Raw genomic sequence first — 23,252 nt, 5'->3', positions numbered from 1 at the left:
TAACTCCTAACTCTTAACTCTTTCAATTTTAAATTTTGAATTTGGGATTTTGGATTGAAGCAAGAATCTAAAATCTAAAATCCAAAATTCATTAACTCTTTCAATTTTAGATTTTGAATTTGGGATTTTGGATTGAAGCAAGAATCTAAAATCTAAAATCCAAAATTCATTAACTTCTAACTAAGAAGCTGATTCCCTAGCTGTAGGTGAACCTAGCTTTTTACTTGTAGGGGATGCAGAAGACTCGCGACCATTTGTCCGCAGTTTGGGCTTGGGAGAAGAATGTCTTTCTTCATCTCCATTGCTGCTATCTGATTTCCACGCAGAACGGGGGCGATCGCCAGAAGATTCGCGGCGCTTGCCGAGTCTGGGTTTGGGAGTGGCGGGTTCTTCTTGGGGAATTTCCACATCTGAGTTCAACCAAGCAGGACGAGTTTGGTCGTAAGCGATTTGCAATGCTGCTGCGGCGATCGCCTGAGCATCATATTTTTCAATCAATTCGCTGACGATGGGCAAAAATGAGGCTAAACGCTCACCAGCCAAAGCTTCTCGTACTTGTTCTTGCAATTTCAGGATGTGCCGCGCTTCAATCTGCGCCCGTGTGGGAATTGTCAACACTTGCCAAGGTTGGCGGTTATGACGTTCAAATGTCTGCTGCTTGCGCCGTTCAAATGGCTGCACTAGAGAAATTGCGGTTCCTTCTTTACCAGCACGACCAGTACGACCAATGCGGTGAACGTAGGTTTCTACGCTATCAGGTAAGTCGTAGTTGATCACATGGGAGAGTTGATCGACATCTAATCCGCGTGCGGCAATATCAGTTGCTACCACCCAGCGTACTTGACGATTCCGGAATCGGCTCAATAACCGCTCCCGCGCTTGTTGGGATAAGTCACCGTGGTATTCATCTACACTATGACCAGCAGATTGCAGTTGATTGGTGAGTTCGGCGGCGGTACGTCTGGTGCGAACAAAGATTAAAGCTGTTTCTGGATCTTCCATTTCCAGAATTGGCTGTAAAGCTTTGGCTTTTGTCCAGTGGCGGGGGATCAGGTAAGCTACCTGGTTAATTTTGTTGGGTGCGGCTTTTGGCTGTTCAACGGTGACTGTTGCTGGCGATCGCAAAAACTTGTTCACCAAGGAGCGAATCGAGGGTGGCATTGTCGCCGAAAATAAAGCTGTTTGGCGATCTGTGGGTGCTTGGGAGAGGATTTTCACCACATCGTCGATAAAGCCCATGCTCAACATTTCATCGGCTTCATCTAAGACAAACCATTTCACTTGATCGAGTTTTAAACAGCCGCGATCGAGCAAATCTATTACCCGTCCTGGGGTGCCGACAACGATGTGAACGCCACGTTTGAGCTGTAACATTTGCCGCTCAATTGATTGACCACCGTAGATTGCTAAGACGCGCAATCCGTCATTGCCGATAAACTGGGCGATCGCATCGTGAACTTGCATTGCTAATTCACGAGTTGGTGTTAAAACCAAGGCTTGGACGGCTCTTTGATTAATATCCAACCGTTCTAAAATTGGCAGTGAAAATGCTGCTGTTTTACCAGTCCCAGTTTGAGATTGACCCACCACGTCACGACCAGCCAACAATTGGGGAATTGCTTGGGCTTGAATATTAGTAGGTTCGGTAAAGCCGATTTTTTCTAGTTGCTCAACGCGTTCTTGGGAAATACCTAGTTCTTGAAACGAAAGATTCATTAATTCTCCTAAATTTTATCTAAGGATTTTTGGATTAGTCATTAGTCATAGGGCATTGGCCATTGGTCTTTTGCAGTTACAAATGACAAAGGACAAATGACAAATGACAAATTAGTTATTGACAATTTGACCAAATAGGTCATATGCATCAGCGTGGTGAATCGCTACTGGGACGATGGTTCCCAACTTTGCCTGTCCTTGGACATAAACTTGACCATCGACTTCTGGGGAAAATCTACTTGAGCGACCGATTAATTCACCACTTTCAGGATTTTCTTGCTCAATCAGGACATCGACGATTTTGCCTACTTCCTGTTGATTTTTCTTTTGGGAAATCGGTTGCTGGAGTGCCATCAGTTGATCTCGGCGATCGTCCATGACTTCTTGAGATAACTGATTTGGCAGGTTGTAGGCGGGGGTTCCTTCTTCTGGTGAGAAGGTGAACACACCAACATGGTCAAATTCATGCCGCCTGACGAACTCTAGTAGATGCTCAAAATGCTCGTTTGTTTCTCCTGGGAAACCAACAATAAATGTTGTCCGCAATACGGCTGTTGGTAGCGCCGTTTTGATGCGATCTATAATCCCATCATTTACACGCCCTTGCCAAGGACGATTCATGGCGCGGAGAATCTCTGGATGAGAATGTTGCAACGGCAAATCGAGATAAGGCAAGACGTTGGGTGTTTCTTTAATTGCCGCTATCACGCCTTGTGTCAATCCCGTGGGATAAGCGTAGTGGATTCTGATCCACGGTACGTTGACTTTCCCCAAAGCTTGGAGTAATTCGGCTAACTTTGGCTGACCATAAATATCCAGACCGTAATTAGTCGTGATTTGGGAAATTAAAATAATTTCCTTTACCCCTTGAGCCACTAACTGCTCGGCTTCAGCGACTATCGATTCAATAGTACGCGATCGCTGGTTCCCTCTTAAATGAGGAATTATACAAAACGCACAACGATAATCACATCCTTCGGCAACCCTGAGGTAAGCTACACCCTCTGTTGTAGTGCGATAGCGCGGTGTAGTCTCGTCGGCAATGTAGGTTGGTTCGATACTAACCTGTTTGACCCGTTCGCCAAGTTCAACACGCTCAATTACATTTACAATTTTGTGATAATCACCTGTACCCACCACAGCTACCGCTTCCGGCAACTCATCCAAAAGTTGTTCTTGGAAATGTTGCGCCATACAGCCAGTAATCACAATTTTTTTGTTTGCCTCTGCCAGTTCTACCAAAGTTCTGACAGATTCAAGTCTCGCTGCTTCAATAAAACTACATGTATTAACAATAACGTAATCTGCTAACTCTTCATTTGTATCTACACCGTAGCCTGCTTCTACAAGCATTCCCAACATGTGTTCTGTATCAATTCGATTTTTCTCACAGCCCAAGTGAGAAATGGCAATTGTTGGCTTGTCACCCATATTTTGAAAAAATTTTCAGTTTCCTTTCTTGTAATCAAAATCATTCCAGCACATAACTATTGCTTTTTTGCTATCAGCATCCTCATGAGAACATTAACAGTGGCAAATTCCCACTGTCAGCAAATGCCCGCTAATCTATGACCCTATTGATAATAAAAATAGAGGTCATGTTATGATATTCCTATCAATCTGTTCCCCAGGGTGAATTGAAGTGTCTTTGGGTACATTTGACACTTGTAATGTTTTTTAACAATTCGTCTATTGGTATTTTACATTACCATAGCGTGTGCGTTGTTAATTTACCCATCGGGAAGCCGCCCAAAGGGCTTGTTGTGAGAAGTCGCTACCCTCAGGGAAATCGACGAAAGCGACTACGCCTATAAAGCAGTAATGTTGCCCTGGCGATTGGCTGGTCCTACGACTGTGCGCGGACAAGACGCCTAAACCACCCAAAGCTGCCTCGCGTGTTGTGAGTGGCAAACTCCTCTTGTAGCCAGGTTTTATCTTAACATATCTTATGAGAGGTTTCACGCCAATTTCCATCTTAGGAAGGAGGCAGCAAACCGGCCAACATAAAACAGATTTAATGCTAACCAAGGGAATGGCTTACACAGACTGGGGATTAGGGGCTAGTAACGCCTTGTAAAATTAACTTATGCAAAATTATTCAAAATTCAAAAAGCTGATGAGTCAAGCTTTTCGGGTATTTTGAATTGTAGGTATATTTGGGTCTTGTAGTACTAGCCTCTAATCTCTAGTCTGTAATCCCTAATCCCTCGCAATAATTAAAGACGTGGACTTATATCAGCTATTTAAAACTCGCTCACCGATTATCGGCGTGGTTCACCTGCTACCACTGCCAACCTCACCGCGTTGGGGAGGTAGCCTCAAAGCGGTAATTGACCGTGCCGAACAAGAAGCCGCAGCCTTGGCAAGCGGAGGTGTAGACGGGATGATTGTGGAGAATTTTTTCGACGCGCCGTTTACTAAAAACCAAGTAGATCCGGTGGTTGTGAGTGCCATGACAATGGTAGTGCAGCGGATACAGAACTTGGTGACCTTGCCAGTGGGGTTAAATGTGTTGCGAAACGACGGCAAAAGTGCAATGGCGATCGCTAGCTGTGTCCAAGCACAATTTATCCGCGTCAACGTCCTCACGGGAGTGATGGCAACCGATCAGGGATTAATTGAGGGAGAAGCCCATCAACTACTGCGCTATCGACGGGAGTTAGGCAGCGATGTTAAAATCCTGGCCGATGTGTTGGTAAAACACGCCCGTCCTTTGAGTTCTCCAAATCTCACAGTCGCTGTAAAAGACACCATTGAAAGGGGTTTAGCAGACGGGGTGATTTTGTCTGGTTGGGCTACTGGTAGCCCTCCCAACTTAGAAGATTTGGAACTAGCTTGTGGTGCCGCAGCTGGCACGCCAGTGTTCATTGGTAGTGGGGCAAATTGGGAAAATATTGATACATTGATGCAGGCAGCAGATGGTGTCATAGTTTCCAGTTCCCTGAAACGCCACGGACGGATAGATCAACCAATTGACCCCATTCGCGTCAGTCAATTTGTGGAAGCCGCGCGTCGCAGTTGGAACTCCAAAGGTGAAAGCAAGTCAGCAGGACAAGTGAAATTGCATTCTTAGGGACTGGGGACTAGGGATTGGGGACTAGGGACTAGGGACTGGAGAAAAGTTTTCTGAATGCCCAATCACCAGTACCCAATCCCCAGTACCCAATCCCCAATCCCCAATCCCCATTCCCCAATATTTATGATTCGCCGCCGTTCTACTCCTTGGATTCATAAATGGTCACGTCCATTGATTGCCGCGATCGCTGGATGTGGTGCCCTGACGACCGGTTATCTCACCATAGAAAAGTTAACAGGAGGCAGTGCAGCTTGTGTAGCACAGGCTGGTGTCAAAGGCTGTAATGATGTGCTTTCCAGTCCTTGGGCAACAATTTTTGGTCAGCCGTTAGCTTTGTTTGGGTTTATGGCATACACCGGTATGGTGATATTAGCTTTGGCTCCTTTGGTATTGAACTCAGGGGATAATAATAGTCGCAAGCAGCTGGAAAATTGGACGTGGTGGCTACTGTTGGTGGGTGCGATCGCTATGTCTGTATTTAGCGGCTACTTAATGTACCTACTGGCATTCCAAATTAAAGCCCTTTGTCCTTACTGTATCGGCTCAGCTTTATTCTCTACTAGTCTTTTGGTACTGACAATTATTGGTCGTACTTGGGAGGATATTGGACAAATCTTGTTTACCGCCCTGATTGTTGGGATGGTGACGCTGATTGGTACTTTAGGGATTTATGCTGGGGTAAATCAATCACCCATTACAACTGGAACTCCTGGAGAACCTGTAAAAATTTCCTTTACTCCCAAGGTAGATCCTAACCCAGCATTCGGTTGGGAAATTACTACCACCTCTGGTGAGGCAGAAATAGCCCTAGCACAACATCTGGTGAAGATAGGTGCTAAGGAATACGTCGCTTATTGGTGTCCTCACTGCCATGAACAGAAGTTGCTGTTTGGAAAACAAGCTTATCAAGAACTCAACGAGAAAGTTAAGGTAGAGTGCGCCCCTGATGGACTCAAAGCTCAACCAGAACTGTGTAAAGCTGCAAAAATTGAAGGCTTCCCGACTTGGATTATCGATGGTAAAAGCTATAGCGGAGTACAAAATTTAGAGGAACTAGCAAAAGTTTCTGGTTACACAGGCCCTCGTAACTTCCAATATTTTAAATAATTGCCAATAAGCCTGTTTCTGGTGACTTGGCTTTTAGACCTTAGGGACTTCCAGAAAATAAATTATCCCAAATTATTTGTACATTTTTCGGGTAGCACAGCTGTGCTACCCTACTATGACGTGAGTTCGATGAACCTCTCCCCAACCCCTCTCCGTCTCGGAGAGGGGCTTTAGTATCCTGAGTTGGGCACGAAAATTTAGGGTTTTTAAGCCTCTCGCCGCTTGCCTAATGGCAGGCTAACGCCAACGGGGAGAGGAATGGAAGCGGGGTTCTTTGGAATCTGTCGAACTCACGTTACTATGGAATATTTTTTTCGTTGGAAGTCCCTTATAGTTAACTGGATAAAGACAGCAAGTCCGTTTCCGGTTGACTTTTTTGTTTTTGGTAATATTGGTGATGGGTAATAAGTGTTGTCTCAATTGGGTGTTGGGAAGTAAAACAGGCTTGATGCCTAGCTTTAACACCAAGTTTGTGTACTTCACCAGATCCAAAACCCCTGTATCAATTTTTTTGCGGCTTTCACTTACAAGCATTTCAAGCTGAAGAAACTTGACTAAGTATACTGGCTCTCATGCAATGTGTACTTTAATTTATTTTTGCAGCACATGGAAGCCGCCTTCGGGTGTAATTATGTCAGCGTCAAATGCGAAAGTGTGTCTGTTGAAGTTACTCTCAATATGCTTTTGTTATTACTGAAAAAACGCGAGTCCAATCAGCAAAATCGCCTTCCTCAATGTTTGTGTAGATGTCAAGAAAAATTTTTAGATACTTCTGGGAGTTTCCGGAAGGTGAGTCAAAAGCCGAGTTTCAGAACTTTGGGAGCGGCTTAATGAATCAGCAGCTAGGCAAGCGTTTTATAAAGTTAATCTTTGGACTGAAACAATCGCTTAGTCGAGAACACAAGGAATTGATGACTGCTGCTGGCGTTGCAGTCTGCGTCCTATTTTTGCGCTCTCTCGGATTATTACAATCCTTAGAGTTGGCAGGTTTGGATCAATTTTTTCGCTTACGTCCAAATGAACCGCCAGAAGAACGTATCACTATTGTTGTGATTGATGAAGCTTATTTAGACCAAGTACGTTCGTGGCCGATTCCAGATCGGAATATTGCTCAGTTGTTGCAAAAATTAAACGTCCACAAACCCCGTGCTATTGGCTTGGATATTTACCGAAATTTGCCAGTAGAGCCTGGTAATGAGGAACTACGTAAAGCTTATAAGTCAATGCCAAACTTGATTGGTATTGAACTACTGGCAAATGAAAAAAACAAAAACCTTACTGTTTTACCTCCACTGGGACTCGATAAGAATCAAGTGGGTTTTAACAACGTGCTGTACGACCCTGATGGGAAAGTACGTCGCAGCTTGTTGTATTGGCACATCGAGGATAAGGTACACGAAAGTTTTGCCTTGAAGCTGGCTTTATTGTATTTAAAATCAGAGGACATTACTCCTACCCAAGCAAAAAGTAACCCTGAGTATTTGCAATTGGGTAAAGCAGCCTTTACTCGTTTTGAGGCTAATGATGGTGCTTATGTCGGCTCTGATGCTAGAGGCTACCAAATTTTGTCCAATTTTCCCAAGCCGAAATTTCAAAATCCATCTGTAGAATTTTCTCATTTTCGCCAGGTATCGATGAGCGATGTACTCGCAGATAAAGTCCAAGAAAACTTAATTAAAGATCGGATTATACTTATTGGCTCCACTGCACCCAGTCTCCAGGATTTTGTATTTATTCCCTATTCCAGCAGCCTGATGGGTACGGCGAAGCCTGTTGCTGGTATTCAATTACAAGCTTATTTTATTAGTGAGTTAATCTCAGCGGCTCTTGAAGGAAGACCATTACTCAAAGTCTGGCCTGAATTACTGGAATACTTGTGGATTTTTGTTTGGTCTTATGTGGGGGCTGTTACGACATGGCGGATACGTGACGCAACTAAAAGCTTTCTCAGTATCCTCGTTTCTTGCTTAGTATTGACTCTGAGTGCCTATGTAGCTTTTTTATCCGGTTGGTGGGTACCGCTGGTTCCTGGGCTGTTTACCTTTGGGATTTCAGCTATTTGGATGACGAGCCATATTGCCCATATGCAGGAAGAGTGGAAACGCTCTAAGGAGTTTTTGCATCACGTCATCAACACGATCCCCGATCCTATTTTTGTGAAAAATGAACAACATCAGTGGATTGTTTTAAATGAGGCGTATTGTCGATTTATAGGTTATCCGAATAAGTTGTTAATTGAAAAGTCAGACTATGACTTTTTCCCTAAACATGAAGCCGATGTGTTTCGACAACAGGATGAGTTGGTTTTTCGGACTCAGCAAGCCCAGGAACATGAAGAAGAATTTACAAATGCAGATGGTCAGACTCATCAAATTGCCACTAAGCGATCGCTCCACAAAGACTCGGCTGGCAATTTCTTTTTAGTTGGGGTAATTCGAGATATTACTCAACGGAAGTTGATGGAGGAACAACTCAAGCGGACTGCTGCTGAGTTATTTCGCTCTAACAATGAATTAAAACTCAAAGAAGACCATTTGCGTTATTTAGCATATCACGATCCCCTGACAGGTTTATCCAATCGCAAATTTTTTGCAGAACAACTTTACGAGTCATTACACTGGGCGCAACACAATAACTTGTTGCTGGGACTGCTGTTTATCGATTTAGACGGGTTTAAGCAAGTTAATGATACTCTTGGCCATGAGATAGGCGATCGCCTGCTGATGACCATTGCTGGGCGACTAAGCAACTCTTTACGCGCTAGTGATACAGTTTCTCGCTTGGGTGGCGATGAATTTACTGTGATCTTACGAGCAATTCCCAATGTCCAGGTAGCTGCTAAAGTCGCTGAAAAAATTTTAAGCAGCATTACCAGACCAATTGTTTTGGATGGCTATGCAATTCGAGTCTCTGCCAGTATTGGCATTAGTGTCTATCCATACAACAGCCAAGACAGTGAAACTTTGATGAAACAAGCAGATGCAGCAATGTACCGTGCCAAGCGCTTGGGTAAAAATCGCTACGAATTTGCTTAAGTAATCAAGAATTTACCTGAGAATTATTCTACAGGCAGTAAATATTTTTACCATTAAATTAAGAATCTGAACTTGAGACTGTGCAAAGCACTGTTTTGCAAAAACATTGCATACAGGCATGGAGGTAGCTTTTGAGCCGAAATTGCAACCCAGCAAGGCTTTTGGATCTAAAAACTAAACCTGAAAAGAGTTAAACAAGAAAGTAGTCATTATCAGTAATTAAAAAAAATAATTTTATTAGGCAAATATTTTTACTTAAAAATATATACCTATACTTAGGTAATCATTACGGAATCTGATAGTTCAATAATTGGTGTAATCCCTGTAATATAAGAGTTATGGGATTTTAATTTATATATCTTTACTTTCGTTAAATTATTACTATACAAATTTTAAAGTATTATTTTATAGCTTTATGAGGTTAGTTATTCTTTGAACTTAGTGTTTATACTTAAGATTATTAAGATATTATTAATAAATAGTGAACTGGGCAAACTTCTCATGGCAATCCATCAAGATATCTAACTTTAGACTGATGCATAAACAGGACATTTAGGAATATTTCTTAAGTATTAAGATTATTTAATACCAGCAAATTACCGCTGATCTCCAAACTAATAGGGCAAATTACTTGTCTATTAGCAGCCGAAATTAATAATTCTGGAATATTCTCAAAAGTATTGCGTAAATATACGTGATTATACAAAAATTACTTTCTCAGAAAAAAACTAGTAAATTTACTGATGATTATGAAAATTAACTTGGGAATCACAAAGTTTATGATATTCTGTATAGGTGCTTACATATTTATACCGAAAATTTTGATTTACACAGTCGTGTTCAGTACGGCAAGTGCTAGTAGTTTTAACGGTAATGTCACTAACACCTTAATTGCCCGTAAAGTCAATTCTCAGGATTTAAAAGACACATATATCCCACCAAATTATGGTGGCCCTGACAGTCAGCATGGTAGTGGTACTCGTTAAATGGAGCAGGGGGAGCAGGGGGAGCAGGGGGAGCAGGGGAAGAAGAACTATTGATTATTGACTCATGCCCAATGCCCAATGCCCAATGCCCTATGCCCTATGCCCTATGCCCTATGCCCTATGCCCTATGCTCATTATGCAAGACTGGAGATTTCCACCAGTGGTGTGTTTGCACAAGTGTGTGGACTTGCCAATTTAAATCTGGTTGAGGGTAATCTAGGCGGTAGTGTCCGCCGCGGCTTTCGGTTCTAAAGGCCGCACTTTTGAGAATTAAATGGGCTACATCTAATAAATTGCGGGTTTCTGCCCAAAGTCGCAACTGTGCTTCAACGTCTGGGAGGTCAAAAGTAGCTGGTTCTGCTGGGCGTAAAGCTAGCAAAAATTGAGTTAAAGGCAAGGCAGCCAAATCTTGCTGCCATGATTCTACAGTGGCGATCGCAGTTTCTAATCCTGACTGTTCCCGACAAATACCAGCATGTTGCCACACTAGACGCGGTAACTTTTCCCTGAGGGTTTCTAGCTGTGTTTGCTGAGTCTGCCACTCGCTGGCATCAGCAGTAAATTTCTGCAATGGTAGTTCTGGTGTTTCTAAGGGTAGCCCAATATTTGACAACTCAATATTAGCCATCTGGGCACCGAACACAATACATTCTAGTAAGGAATTACTAGCAAGACGATTTGCCCCATGCACTCCAGTACTGGCAGTTTCACCAACTGCGTATAAACCAGGAATATTCGTATGATTCATTAAATCCGTAATAATTCCACCCATCCAGTAATGGGCAGCAGGCGCTACAGGAATTGGTTCACTGAAGACATCAATGCCCCAATGCTGACAAACTTTGATGATGTTGGGAAAGCGATGACGAATCTTTTCGGCGGGAATGGGGCGCATATCTAACCACACATGGGCAGTGGCGAGATCGAGGGCGGTACGTTGTAAATGGCTAAAAATCGCTCTACTAACCACATCTCTGGGCGCAAGTTCACCATCTGGGTGGTAGTCAAAGGCAAAACGCCGCCCTTCGTTATCGACCAAGTGCGCCCCTTCGCCGCGTACAGCTTCACTAATCAGAAAGCGATCGGCACCAGGTTTGGTGAGGGCGGTGGGATGAAATTGGACAAATTCTAAATCGCGGAGGATAGCCCCAGCACGAGCTGCGATCGCTACGCCATCACCTGTACTCACAGCGGGGTTAGTGGTTTGGGCAAATACCTGACCGCCGCCACCGGTTGCCAGTACCACAGCACCAGCTCTTACCCATGTGATTTTCCCTTGATAAAACAGGCTAATTCCCTGACAGCGATTAGTTTCGGGTTCAATCCACAAACTCAAAGCCAAAGCTTGCTGGATGACTTGAATATTTTGGCGGCGCAGAACTTGGGCCGTGAGGGTGGTAGTAACTTCTCGCCCTGTGGTGTCGGCGGCGTGGAGAACGCGGTGGCGAGAATGGGCGGCTTCCAAAGTTAAAGCCAAAGCTTGACCGTGACGGTCAAAAGCAACCCCCAAGTTAACTAAAGATTGAATACAGCTAGGGGCATGTTCGGCGAGAAATTCCACAGCGGCGCGATCGCATAAACCCGCACCTGCCCGGATTGTATCTTCAATATGCAGCGTCGGAGAATCTTCCGGGGCAACTGCTGCGGCAATACCACCTTGTGCCCAATCACTGGCGGATAAAGCCACAGTTTCTTTGGTAATCAAGCCGACTCGCAAGGACTCTGGCAGACACAGCGCTGTGTAGAGTCCAGCAGCACCAGCGCCTACTACTAAAACATCAAATTGGCTAGGAGTGTCTATCTGAGGCAAGGTAAGGGGGAGGGGGAGAGGGGGGAGATGAGGGAGTAGGGGGAGATGAGGGAGTAGGGGAAAATGAGGGACTAGGGGGAGGATGAGGAAGAAAATACTACCTCATCCCCCTTATCTCCCTCATCTCCCTCATCTACCTCATCCCCCTCATCTCTAATAGAATATCCCACTCCCTAGAATCAGGAGTGGGCTGCTATTTGCTACATTACCTGCAATGTGCAGTTATCTGTAGATGCCGTTGTTAAAGCGATCGTCTCCCTCGTTGAAGGCAGACTCTGGTTCTGTCACGGCAAAGTTATCGAAGTTGGCTTGCAGGGTTTGTTTTTGGCGATCGCTCAATCCTTCAATATTTAATACATCGTCTACGCTCTTGTAGGGAGCATTCTTGATGATCAGCTTCGCAAGGGTGGGATAAAGCCCTGGATACTGTTGAAAAGCTCGGACGTTGGTATTATTCAAATCAATTTTTTTACCGAATTCCGTTGCTAGCTTTTTATCTGCGCTATTCTGCCGTTCAATTGCCAAAACTGGCACTTGGGGAAAAGCAAAACTGTTGAAACTAGCAGCTTGGGCTATCTGAGTTGTTCCCAGCCATCCCCAGCAACCAAGTAACAAACTAAACACTGTTAATAAACGCACCAATCCTTTCACGATTTTTCTACCTCTTTCCATCAAACAGAAATAAAAGTTTTAAGCCAACAGCTGTCAGTGGTCATTAGTCATTTGTACTGAGCGAACGCGAGTGCGTCTCCGTTAGGAGAAGCCGAAGTATTGGTCATACCCTGCGGTTTCGCCTTTAGGCGTTCTCGCAAGAGTAGCCGCTAATGCGTCTACTTTAGAGGACAAAGGACAAAGGACAAAAGACAAAATCTGATAGCTTAATCAACACAGCAGTCATCAGAAACTAATATACAGCGTATTAATGTCCACAATATTTACTGTTACTGGGTTTGACTGTACTTTTAGTAAAAATTTTTCCCAGTGCTAAGAGTGCCTGCTCCAGCCACAATAGCCTTGCATCTATAGACTACGGTATCATTCTCGGCTGCACAAAATCTTTTTGGGTGGCTGATTCTATATCCCAAGCGGATAGGAGATTTTGGGATATCCAATGCCGTAAACTCCAGCTAAGGCGAGTTTATGCTGTGGGATGATTATTGTAATATTTCTTAACTAAACAATGCTCTACAGCATCATCACTGGTGTGCCGTAGATTCGTTTGGGAAAAGTTTTGTTACAGCAGGGAATAGGCTTGAAAGTCTCTTGGTGTTGGGTTTTTCGATCGGTTTATGTCGTAAACTATGCTTCAAATGCCATACAGCAGATTTCAAGGAAAGTGAAGTACACAAGCTCTGTTTTACTTCTGTTAGCGCAGCGGGGCGTAGCCCATTCAGAATTCAGAATTCAGAATTCTGAATTCTGAATTCTGCCGTATTTTTACGCTGCGATCGCCGCTAGCAAAAATAAGCTGTCTACCAAAATTGTGCTTAAAACTGCGCCACCAAAGGCATACCAGTGTTTTTGGGTTCGCCCTAAAGATAAAATTCCCACTGTTAACAGCACTAGGGCGAGAATTATTGCCCAAGCTTGTCCCCAAGGTGTTTCTACTTGTATTAAAGCATTATGTAAAATTTGTGACGCACTATTTGCATCTGCTCTCATGATTTGCCGCCAATGAGGCATCAAATCCACAATATAAAAATATACGTCTGTTAAAACTGTACCGAATAAAGAACCTAAATAAAACCAGTTACCCACCTTGCCCCAATTTTTTGCCAAACACCAACAAGCAAATGGTAAGCCGATAGACTCTATCGGTAGGTGCCATAAAGGTTCCCAACGTAACCAACCCCAGTAGATTGCTCCTGCTAACCAACTCCAGCTAAACCCGAAAAGCAAATCTCCCCAAACATATGTTGCAGGACGTGACATTAATCTAAAACTTAACCACACCCAAAATGCTGTCAGCGCTAAACTCAAACTTGGTAGCGATCGCACTATTGGTGCTTCTATAAATACTGGTACTGATACCAAAAATACTGCCGCCACAAATACCAGCCATGTTTGTCGAGAAGATATAGATAAAGGCAGAGAGGGAGAAGATGAGAGTGTAGATTCCAATTTTTTGATATCCCCGTGCTTCGTATTAGACACATCAAACTCAGTATCCAGAGGAGGGATAGAAGCGGTGTAGGAGGATAATGTATTATTAATCAAAGTTTTTAATATTTGTTACTAAACTTTATCTTATTTAAGATATCACACTTTTAAATCCCCCCCTGGGGCATTTAAATTATACTGAAATTTCCCAAAGGACTGGCATCGTCGAAGAGGACAAGGGGACGAGGGGAGAAAGGGACAAGGGATTACAGAGAGTTGAGAGGTAAAATTTAATAGTTAAAAAGTGAATCCCATCGGTTCGCTAAATATTAAAGTTTGATGAACTCCCAAAATTGCGTTGACTTATTGAGATGGGTGTAAGAACATGGTCAGCGTCTCAGATGATGTTAGCGATCTGAAAAATTGAATTTTCTACAAAATTGGGTGCAGTCAAGAGTATAGAAAGCAACATCATCATATCTATAACAGAAAAAAGGTATTAAGTTAGATATGGAATTTATTCAAGCTTTTATTTTGGGTATTGTTCAAGGTATTACGGAGTTCTTGCCAATTAGCAGCACTGCACATCTGCTGATTGTGACAAAGGTATTTGGTTGGAAAGAACTAGGTTCTAAAGATTTTGTTGATGCAATTCAATTTGGCAGTGTTATAGCGATTTTATTGTACTTTTGGTCGCTGATTTCTAGTGTTATCAAAGGTGGTATCCAAGCACTAAAACAGAAAGATTGGGAACGCGAGGAATGGAAAATTCTTGTAGGTATTGCAGTGGGAACAATGCCTGCTTTAATTGTCGGTTTTATTTTGAAAGACATTATCCCTGAGAGTGCCTTAATTATTGCCATCATGTCAATTATCATGGCACTTTTACTAGCTTTTGCCGAAAAAATCGGTACTCGTAAACGAGGTTTTAATTCATTGCAGATTCGGGATGGTATTTTAGTGGGATTGGGACAAACACTCGCTTTGATTCCTGGTGTTTCTCGTTCTGGTTCGACGTTGACAACTGCGTTATTTTTAGGATTAGAACGGGATACAGCGGCGAAATTTTCATTTTTATTAGGATTTCCAACTCTTACCATTGCAACCCTATATAAAAGTCTGAAAATCTTCAAATTATTTCAAGCCCAACAGTTACCAGATAACATTGTTGCACTGTTAATTGTAGGGATTATTTCCACCTTTATTTTTTCCTACCTATCAATTGCATTCTTGATCAAATACTTACAAACTAAAAACACTTTGGTTTTTGTTTGGTATAGATTAGCATTCGGCAGTGCTATCTTATTGGCGATCGCAGCAGGTTGGCAAGGATAATTAGATAATAGTTATTAGTCATTGGTGAATAACCAAATGCCTAATGCCCAATGCCCAATGCCCAATGCCCCATGTCTACCATTCAACCTGCCCGTATTACCAGAGTACTACCTGATTCCATAGCCGCTGAAATTGGCTTTGAAGCGGGAGATGCGATCGTTGCTATCAATGGTACGCATCCCCGTGATTTAATTGATTATCAATTTTTATGTGCTGATGAAGTTTTAGAACTAGAAGTTTTAGACGCTGCTGGTAAAACACATCACATTGAAATCGAAAAAGACTACGACCAAGACTTGGGGCTAGAATTTGAAACTGCCCTTTTTGATGGCTTAATTCAGTGCAATAACCGCTGTCCGTTTTGCTTTATCGACCAACAGCCACCAGGTAAGCGTTCTAGTTTGTATTTGAAAGACGACGATTATCGTCTGAGCTTTTTATACGGTTCTTATCTTACCCTCACCAATCTACCAGAAAGAGAATGGCGGCGCATTGAACAAATGCGTTTATCTCCGTTGTATGTTTCCGTTCATTCTACGGAAGCTGAAATCAGAATTAGATTGCTAAAAAATCCCCGTGCGGGACAAATCTTGCAACAACTCAAGTGGTTTCAACAAAGGCGACTACAAATTCATGCTCAAGTCGTTGTTTGTCCAGGTATCAATGATGGCGAACATCTCGAACAAACTCTCAAAGATTTAGCCTCCTTTCATACTGGAGAAGTGCCTACGGTGGCATCTGTGGCAGTTGTACCGGTTGGGTTGACACGGTTTCGTCCCCAAGAAGATGAACTCACACACGTAACTAGGGAAAAAGCTAAAGAAGTTATTTCCCAAGTCAAAATGCTTTCGCAAGAATTTCGTCAAAAATTCGACTCTAGCGTTGCTTGGTTAGCTGATGAGTGGTTTTTGATTGCAGGTGAGGAATTACCAAGCGAATCTGAATATGAAGAATATCCCCAAATTGATAACGGTGTTGGTTCGATTCAATTATTTCTCAAAGAATTTGCCACCGCAGCGGCAGAATTACTACCGCCAAAAATCTCTCATCCGAGAAAGTTTACTTGGGTAGTAGGTAACACCGTCGAAAAAGCATTTCAACCGATTTTGAAGCGTTTAAATTTGGTTGAAGGTTTAGAAGTAAATATGCGTGCTTTGTCTAGTGATTACTGGGGACAAGATATTAGTGTCACGGGATTACTAACTGGTCATGACTTGCTTTTAAACTTAGCAGGGCAAGATTTAGGTGATGGTATTTTGCTGCCAAAGGTCATGTTAAAGCATGGTGAGTTGGTATTTTTAGATGATATGGGTGTTGAAGAATTAGCAAGCAAATTGAAGACAAATATTTTACCAGTAGCAGGCGTTGAAGATTTAATTAATACCTGTATTAGTTAACTTATTTTTGTTAACTCTTTAGCCTATACAATTTAAAAAGATTGTGCAACTTCTGTTAGTTGGTGTTTAGAAAAAAAATTTTTGCCTAGTTTTTTGATCCCTTCTGGTGTAGACTGGGAGTCAGTAACTAAATAGAGCAATAGCGTGCAGATAATTAAACTAGTCAGCTAATCAAAGCTAACTAGTTAACGATTTTGGATTTTGGATTTTGGATTTGTTTCACCCACTAGGGCGAATTATGAGCCAAAAAAATCTAAAACAGGCTTTTCTTCAATCTAAAATTCCAGCCAAAAGCAAAACGAGCTTAATTCATTACCCCTTTTAAGCCACTTGCCTCAATAGAATTGAGGGCAAGCAGTCCACAAACTGCACGTGTTTGTGTGGTCAATTTTTAAATAGATAGCTTCTTTGGTTAGTCATACAGCAGAATTCAGAATTCAGAAGTCAGAATGGGCTACGCCCCGCTGCGCTAACAGAAGTAAAACAAGCTTTATGCTTGGTTTTGAAGCTGAAGTTGTGTACTTTCCCAAATCTGAATTTAGTGTATTTAGGCTATCCCTCTAAATACGAAGTTTCATCAATTGAGTGACCTAATTAAGTTTACCTAGTCCAAGGGTTTGGACTAAAACTCATTTTTTTGCATCTAAGATTTTGGATGTGAGATTCCAAGTTTACAACCCCAAATTTGTAAGCTTGTTGCCCACTTTTACGTTTGATTGAATCTGATGACTGATTTTAACTTCATCTTAACTATCTGTATTGTAGCGGTAGGCTATCTATCTAGCATTTACCTATGGATAGAGTTTTCTCAGAACTCAAATGACTGATTTGATAGCTACAACAACCCTAAGAGTACAGAAGTAAGCAGTTAGAATCCAGCTTGTAATTAAAAAATCAAGGGTGCTATGAATTCTCGATTTTCTTGTTGATTATTAGGCTTATTTCTCAAAGTCTTCTCAATTCAGGATTCTAACTGCTTTCTAATATCTAGTGCAATTTCAATAGTTGCACAGTTAGTCTTCAATAGCACAGTGTATCCTATCATGTTGAAAACAAATCCATCAATAACTGGGGTGAATATTTCAGCAAGAGATACCCAGAGCAAACTACTGTAAACAGTTCAGCTAGATATGCTGATACCAATTCAAATAATGTTTGCGACACATTGATTGCTCGTAAGGGCACAACATTGTTGTGCCCCTACCCATCTATCACATTGTTTTTTCAAATAGGCTTTCCATAGCAACTTGAGAAATGCTTAGTTTTTTACCAGAAATTATTACCAACAGAGAACTACAAATTGGGTTCATAGGTTTGGTAGTGGGATTTTGCATATTTATATTTGGTCGTCTCATGGTTTCGTTGACAAATTTACTTGTGAACAGATTGAATTTTCTGCCAATTACTGATGTGTATCAAAAATTAATTAAGCCAAATCAAGACTTATTAGTTGTGGTAACGGGAATTGCAATTTTTGAGTTGTTTGTATCCTTCCTACCCAAAAATCGCTGGACAAATCCACTAGAAATTATTGTTAGCTTAGTTTTGGCGATCGCCGTTAGTTGGTTAGCTTCACAAATCTTTCAAAAATTCTTTGATTTTTATTTATTAAATGCTGCTTTCAAAAGTGGACAAAAAATCAGCGGTGAGCTACTAATCCTTTTCAAATGGGTTGCTAATCTCATCATTATCTTTTTAGCAATTCTCATCTATGCCCAAACACATCAAATCAATCTTTTAGGATTGCTAGCAAGTTTAGGAATTGGTGGTTTAGCAGTAGCCTTTGCTGCTCAAAAAACCCTGGAACAAGTTTTAGGTGGTATTGTTCTTTATCTCGATCGCCCTTTTGTAATTGATGATTATATTGGCCTTCCTGATGGTACTTTTGGACGAGTTGAATCTATAGGATTCAGATCTACCCGAATTAGAACATCTGGGAAGGGAACTGTGATGATAGTTCCCAATAGTTCTCTGACTCAACTGAATATTGAGAACTTTACTGGTGCAAAGAAAGTGATGTCTATTCTTTATTTGACCTTTCACCAAACACTTAGCAGTGAAGAACGGGCATTAATTCGTCAAGTTATTCTAGATAGCACGAATGGTATATTTGGCATTGATTCCCGGAATACAGAAGTGACTTTTAAAGCTATCAATAATTTATTAGATACAGAAAAAACCCAAGCACAAGTTACTTTCTTTATCTTAGGTTCTGGAGATGTGTCGATGGAATTACGTCGTCAACTCCTAAATATGGCAACTCAAAGCATCACTGACTGTCTAAAAGAATATGGTATCGCTTTTGATATTGAAGAACCAACAATTTATGTTGACTCGCCCATTACCATTTAGAAGTGATGAAAAATATTTCACAGATAATTCTGGAATTTCTGCAACGTGATAGCACAATATCGGCGTTGTCTAGTTTTGGAGTATTTTTAGTTTTTATTCTCCTATCTTTGCTGGTGGGACGATATACCCCGACATTCTTGCGAATTATCATTCGACGTTTTGCACCGCAGCAAGTTGCTAGTATTTATAACAATTTAATTGACCCAATTAGAAATCTATTTAGAATCACAGGTAGTTTAATTCTCATTTCATTCTCTTTAGCGTGGATTGTCGAATATCAATCTATCTATAAATTTCTTTCGACGATTATAGATTTAGCTGTAATTCTTAGCATGGCCTGGCTATCCTCTCGCTTATTCCGACAGTTTATTCGAGCCTATGGAATTGAGCTAGTGCGTAAGTTTGGTAGAGAAGTAGATGAATTGCTTTTAGTATTTGAAACCCTAGCAAATGTCATCTTTGGATTTATTGCCGTCTTGGCTTTTGCTCAGAGTCAAGAATTTAATCTAATTGGATTACTAACTGGTTTAGGAATTGGGGGATTAGCTGTAGCTTTTGCTGCTCAAAAAACCCTAGAACAGTTGTTAGGAACAATTGTATTGTATTTGGATCGTCCGTTTGTTCCTGGAGAATATATTCGTTTACAGAAATCTCAACAAATTCCTGAAGGTTTGTTTGGGCGAGTTGAATCAATTGGTATTCGTTCAACTAAAATTCGCACTGCTGCTAAAAGTACATTGTCTATTATTCCCAATTCAATATTGGCAAACTTAGAAATTGAAAATATTACTAGAGGTAAGAAAATTATGGTTTTACTTTACCTCGATTTTTTAGAACTGCTGGAAGAACGAGAACAAGCTTTAGTTGAGCAGGTAATTGTTGAAAGTACTAACTCCCTATTTGGTATCGATCCAGGCAGCACTAGTATTACTTTTTTAAATCACAACGAACAAAAGCAAATAACTCGAACAAGAATCACATTCTTTATCTTGGGTTCTAGTGAAAATTCTCTGCAATTACGCAAGCGCTTATTGGAATTGGCAAATGAAAAAATTTCTAAACAGTTAGTCAAGAACGGAATTAATTTCACAATGCAAGAACCAACAATTTATGTGGAATCGCCTGTAACTATTTGAGTATCAAGCTTGGTATTTTTGATCGTGTTTGATACGCTAGATTAATTAAGCATATTTATTAAGTAGCTTTACGAATAGTCTATTACGTATTAATGAATTATGATTAACTAAGTGAATTAATTAATAATTAAGTAAGGAGTGACTGGTGAAGCATCAGGAAAACCCAAAAAATATAAATTTAGAAATTAAAGAAACTAGAAAATTATTGATTTTAGGGTTGGAAATTTTAATTTTAAATTTATTTAGTATTTTACCAGTAAACGCGGCAACAGAAGAACCTGTATTGAGCGTAGTGCATAGCCAAGAAAATGCGAATCAATGGACAGGGATAACCGATCGCCTACAAACAATTGGGGTGAAATATTGTGTAATTCCTCTAGATAATGTAAGGAGTGCGGCGGATTGGGGCGATCGCCGGATATTATTTTTGCCAAACGTCGAGACATTAACCCCAAGCCAAGCGATCGCCTTAGAAGAATGGATGAGTAAAGGAGGGCGTTTAATTGCCAGTGGCCCTGCGGGTAGTTTATCAGCCCCAGGAGTGCGCCAGTTATTGCGATCGCTCTTAGGAGGTTATTGGGGATTCAGCCTCAGCGGCACAGAAGAAATCAAACCTGCAAAAACCAAACTTCCAGGATGGGCAAGTGAAACTGCACTCTTTGGCAAAGTGCGCGGTGGTGCTGTAATTCCCAACGATATGGGCGCCCAATCTCCTGCCATTTGGAATTCCAAAGATAATCCTGCCGCAGTAGTCACAACTGAACGTTCCACATTTTTAGGCTGGCGTTGGGGAACAGATACAGCCTCAGCAGCAGAATTAGATAATGCTTGGCTAAAAACTACCGTCAATTACTATTTGATGGCACACCAGCGCCATCAAATCGCATGAAAAAAGTAGAAGGAGCTTCTCAAAGCTGCTCTACCAGCGTGGCGACGGTAGCGGGGCAGGGGGCAGGGGGCAGGGGGCAGGGGGGCAGGGGGCAGAGGAGCAGAGGGGCAGTTTATCTCCCTCATCTCCCTCATCCCCCTCATCCCCCTCATCCCCCTCATCCCCCTCATCTCCCTCATCCCCCACTCCCCCTCCTCCTCCAAAAACTGCCACTGCTCCCCAACCGAGCCGCTTCCTGTAGTCAAACCGCCAACTTCCCAGGAGGCCATTGACCAATTGGAAGAAGCGGTGCGTTTGGATGTTGTACCGAACTCCAATCAGCCGATTACTCAAAACGAAGCGATCGCTCTCCAGCAAGAGTTAGAAAATCTGATCGGTCGCGTGGAAAGCGCCCATTTAGCCGTATCAGCGAATGCTGCCGATTTTGGGGAGGCTTCTGCAAATTCAGAGAGCATAGATGTCCAGTCTGTCAAACAAGAAACACAATTAGCCTCAACCAGACCAGGGGCACTAGTAACCAGCAGAGAGCAAGCCTTGGCACAGGCGAAAGTAATTGCCAAAAACTTACCCCAATTGATTGCCGAAAAAAATTACGCTTTGGCTCGTCAGCAATGGCTAATTGCCAAGAGAATTTTGTGGCAACAGTTTCCTGTAGATCGCAGACTAGCTCAGCCAGAAATCCGCGCGGTTTGGTTAGATCGGGGGACGATTGTCCGTGCTGGTAGCAAGGCGGGACTAGCCGAGATTTTTGACCGACTGGCAGCAACCGGGATTAATACCATCTTTTTTGAAACTGTTAACGCTGGCTACACAATTTATCCCAGCCAAGTTGCCAAAGAACAAAACCCATTAATTCGTGGTTGGGACCCTTTGGCAGATGCAGTCAAACTAGCCCATGAGCGGGATATGGAATTACACGCTTGGGTTTGGACTTTTGCGGCTGGTAACCAACGTCACAATGAAATTATCAAAGTTAATCCTAATTACCCAGGGCCAGTACTGGCTGCTCATCCCGATTGGGCAAACTACGATAACCTGGGCAACATGATTCCCGTTGGTCAGACTAAGCCATTCTTCGACCCAGCCAACCCCGAAGTGCGCCAGTATTTACTCAAGCTATATGAGGAAATCGTCACCCGTTATGACGTGGACGGTCTACAGCTAGATTACATTCGTTACCCCTTCCAAGACCCACTTGCAGGTCGAACATACGGTTATGGTAAAGCTGCAAGAGCGCAGTTTCAGCAGCTGACTGGTGTAGATCCACTGAATATTTCTCCTAGCCAACCAGAACTCTGGCAAAAGTGGACGGCATTTCGCACCGAGCAAGTTGATAGCTTTGTTGCTCACCTATCACAGCAGTTGCGACAAAAGCGAGCAAATTTGATTTTGTCAGTTGCAGTCTTTCCTTTGCCACAAATAGAACGGGTTGAAAAAATTCAACAAAACTGGGAAATTTGGGCAAGGCGAGGGGATGTAGATTTAATCGTTCCCATGACTTATGCTCTGGATACATCGCGCTTTCAACGACTGGCTCAACCCTGGATTGCCTCTAAACAATTGGGGGCTACCTTGTTAGTACCAGGAATTCGCTTACTTTCTTTGCCAACAATTGGAGCATTCGACCAACTGCAATTGGTAAGGGATTTGCCAGTTAGTGGTTATGCACTCTTTGCCGCCGAGAATTTTAACAATGAACTCCAAAAACTTTTTATTAGCACCCAAGGTAAAGTTCAATCTACAACAACTGAACCTATTCCTCACCGCCAGCCTTTTCAAACCGCTGCCATTCGTTATGCTGCGCTGCAACGAGAATGGAAATTTGTTTGGCAAAATGAGCAATTGCCAATGCCTGCTCGAACAATTTCAGATTTTAACAACCAAGCAGAAGTTTTACGTACTGCTTTAAATCAACTTGCCACTGCGCCTTCTGCTAGTAAATTACTAGTAGCCAGAGCCTCCCTGACTCGGTTCCAGTCTCAATTTCGAGTGTTGATGAAGGAAGAAATCAAGTCAAATTCCTACCAGGTCAGAGTCTGGGAAAATCGGCTTGCAACCATAGAAAGGCTGCTGCGTTATGGCGAAAGGCGGGTAGAGTTGCGTTAGTCGGGCATTGGGCATTGGGCATTGGGCATTGGGCATTGGGAGGGGTGGGAAGCTTTTTTATAATCTCCCCATACCCCATACCCCATGCCCCATGCCCCATGCCCCATTTCCCATTTCCAACTAACCTATAAACCACTTTGTATTTCTTAACACTATTTTTCCAGTGTTTATACTTCAGAGATTACTAACTCTTTCACGTCAAAATAT

14 protein-coding genes and 1 pseudogene are annotated in these 23,252 nt (G+C 42.3%); 10 read left to right on the top strand and 5 right to left on the bottom strand.

Translation table 11 applies throughout. The features are described 5' to 3' along the window. Positions 1 to 180: 180 nt before the first annotated feature. Complete coding sequence (locus IQ276_RS09485; RefSeq protein WP_193915892.1) at positions 181 to 1,716, bottom strand: DEAD/DEAH box helicase; 1,536 nt, start codon at positions 1,714 to 1,716, stop codon at positions 181 to 183. A 111-nt stretch (positions 1,717 to 1,827) separates the two neighbouring features. Next, positions 1,828 to 3,147 carry a 30S ribosomal protein S12 methylthiotransferase RimO gene (gene rimO, locus IQ276_RS09480; protein WP_193915889.1) on the bottom strand — a complete coding sequence of 440 codons (1,320 nt, stop codon included), beginning with the start codon at positions 3,145 to 3,147 and terminating at the stop codon, positions 1,828 to 1,830. Positions 3,148 to 3,940: 793 nt separating this feature from the next. Here rimO and btpA point away from each other — a divergent pair. The 5 genes from btpA to IQ276_RS09455 all read left to right on the top strand — a co-directional run bounded on the left by btpA (position 3,941) and on the right by IQ276_RS09455 (position 9,920). After that, positions 3,941 to 4,789, top strand: coding sequence for a photosystem I biogenesis protein BtpA (btpA, locus tag IQ276_RS09475; RefSeq protein ID WP_193915886.1), 849 nt, complete (start codon positions 3,941 to 3,943; stop codon positions 4,787 to 4,789). Positions 4,790 to 4,915: 126 nt separating this feature from the next. Beyond that, a complete protein-coding gene (locus IQ276_RS09470) occupies positions 4,916 to 5,899 on the top strand; it encodes a vitamin K epoxide reductase family protein (protein WP_193922437.1) in 984 nt (327 codons plus the stop codon). Positions 5,900 to 6,478: 579 nt separating this feature from the next. Beyond that, a complete protein-coding gene (locus IQ276_RS09465) occupies positions 6,479 to 6,730 on the top strand; it encodes a hypothetical protein (protein ID WP_235115548.1) in 252 nt (83 codons plus the stop codon). Further along, complete coding sequence (locus IQ276_RS09460) at positions 6,730 to 8,934, top strand: CHASE2 domain-containing protein (protein ID WP_193922435.1); 2,205 nt, start codon at positions 6,730 to 6,732, stop codon at positions 8,932 to 8,934. The genes IQ276_RS09465 and IQ276_RS09460 overlap by 1 nt, the downstream gene beginning before the upstream one ends. 749 nt (positions 8,935 to 9,683) lie before the next feature. Then, entirely contained in the window at positions 9,684 to 9,920 is a 237-nt protein-coding gene (locus IQ276_RS09455; RefSeq protein ID WP_190881415.1) for a hypothetical protein, read from the top strand. Between the two features lie 118 nt (positions 9,921 to 10,038). On the opposite strand, the gene nadB is transcribed toward IQ276_RS09455, so the two are convergent. From nadB to IQ276_RS09440, 3 genes are all read right to left on the bottom strand, one after another. Beyond that, entirely contained in the window at positions 10,039 to 11,730 is a 1,692-nt protein-coding gene (nadB, locus tag IQ276_RS09450) for an L-aspartate oxidase (protein WP_235115547.1), read from the bottom strand. A gap of 222 nt (positions 11,731 to 11,952) precedes the next feature. Then, a complete protein-coding gene (psbU, locus tag IQ276_RS09445) occupies positions 11,953 to 12,381 on the bottom strand; it encodes a photosystem II complex extrinsic protein PsbU (RefSeq protein WP_193924338.1) in 429 nt (142 codons plus the stop codon). Between the two features lie 786 nt (positions 12,382 to 13,167). Further along, the gene (locus IQ276_RS09440) at positions 13,168 to 13,947 is read right to left on the bottom strand and encodes a DUF3120 domain-containing protein (RefSeq protein ID WP_193924344.1); all 780 of its coding nucleotides are present in this window, start codon (positions 13,945 to 13,947) and stop codon (positions 13,168 to 13,170) included. Positions 13,948 to 14,340: 393 nt separating this feature from the next. Between IQ276_RS09440 and IQ276_RS09435 the strand changes: the two genes are divergently transcribed. The 5 genes and pseudogenes from IQ276_RS09435 to IQ276_RS09415 all read left to right on the top strand — a co-directional run bounded on the left by IQ276_RS09435 (position 14,341) and on the right by IQ276_RS09415 (position 23,045). After that, on the top strand, positions 14,341 to 15,165 hold the full coding sequence (locus IQ276_RS09435; protein WP_193924346.1) for an undecaprenyl-diphosphate phosphatase: 825 nt from the start codon (positions 14,341 to 14,343) through the stop codon (positions 15,163 to 15,165). 71 nt (positions 15,166 to 15,236) lie between these two features. Beyond that, positions 15,237 to 16,562 (top strand): TIGR03279 family radical SAM protein, encoded by a 1,326-nt coding sequence (locus IQ276_RS09430; RefSeq protein ID WP_235116314.1) that lies wholly within the window; start codon positions 15,237 to 15,239, stop codon positions 16,560 to 16,562. Positions 16,563 to 17,816: 1,254 nt separating this feature from the next. Next, a complete protein-coding gene (locus IQ276_RS09425; protein ID WP_193921977.1) occupies positions 17,817 to 18,914 on the top strand; it encodes a mechanosensitive ion channel family protein in 1,098 nt (365 codons plus the stop codon). Between the two features lie 5 nt (positions 18,915 to 18,919). Next, positions 18,920 to 20,050 carry a mechanosensitive ion channel family protein gene (locus IQ276_RS09420; protein ID WP_193921978.1) on the top strand — a complete coding sequence of 377 codons (1,131 nt, stop codon included), beginning with the start codon at positions 18,920 to 18,922 and terminating at the stop codon, positions 20,048 to 20,050. 172 nt (positions 20,051 to 20,222) lie between these two features. Next, a pseudogene (locus IQ276_RS09415) lies at positions 20,223 to 23,045 on the top strand (family 10 glycosylhydrolase). Positions 23,046 to 23,252 lie beyond the last annotated feature (207 nt).

This window comes from Desmonostoc muscorum LEGE 12446 (genome assembly GCF_015207005.2).
In the GTDB taxonomy this organism is placed as follows: domain Bacteria; phylum Cyanobacteriota; class Cyanobacteriia; order Cyanobacteriales; family Nostocaceae; genus Nostoc; species Nostoc muscorum.
Note: the sequence above shows the minus strand (reverse complement) of the source record. Positions and strands in the feature narration are given on the sequence as shown.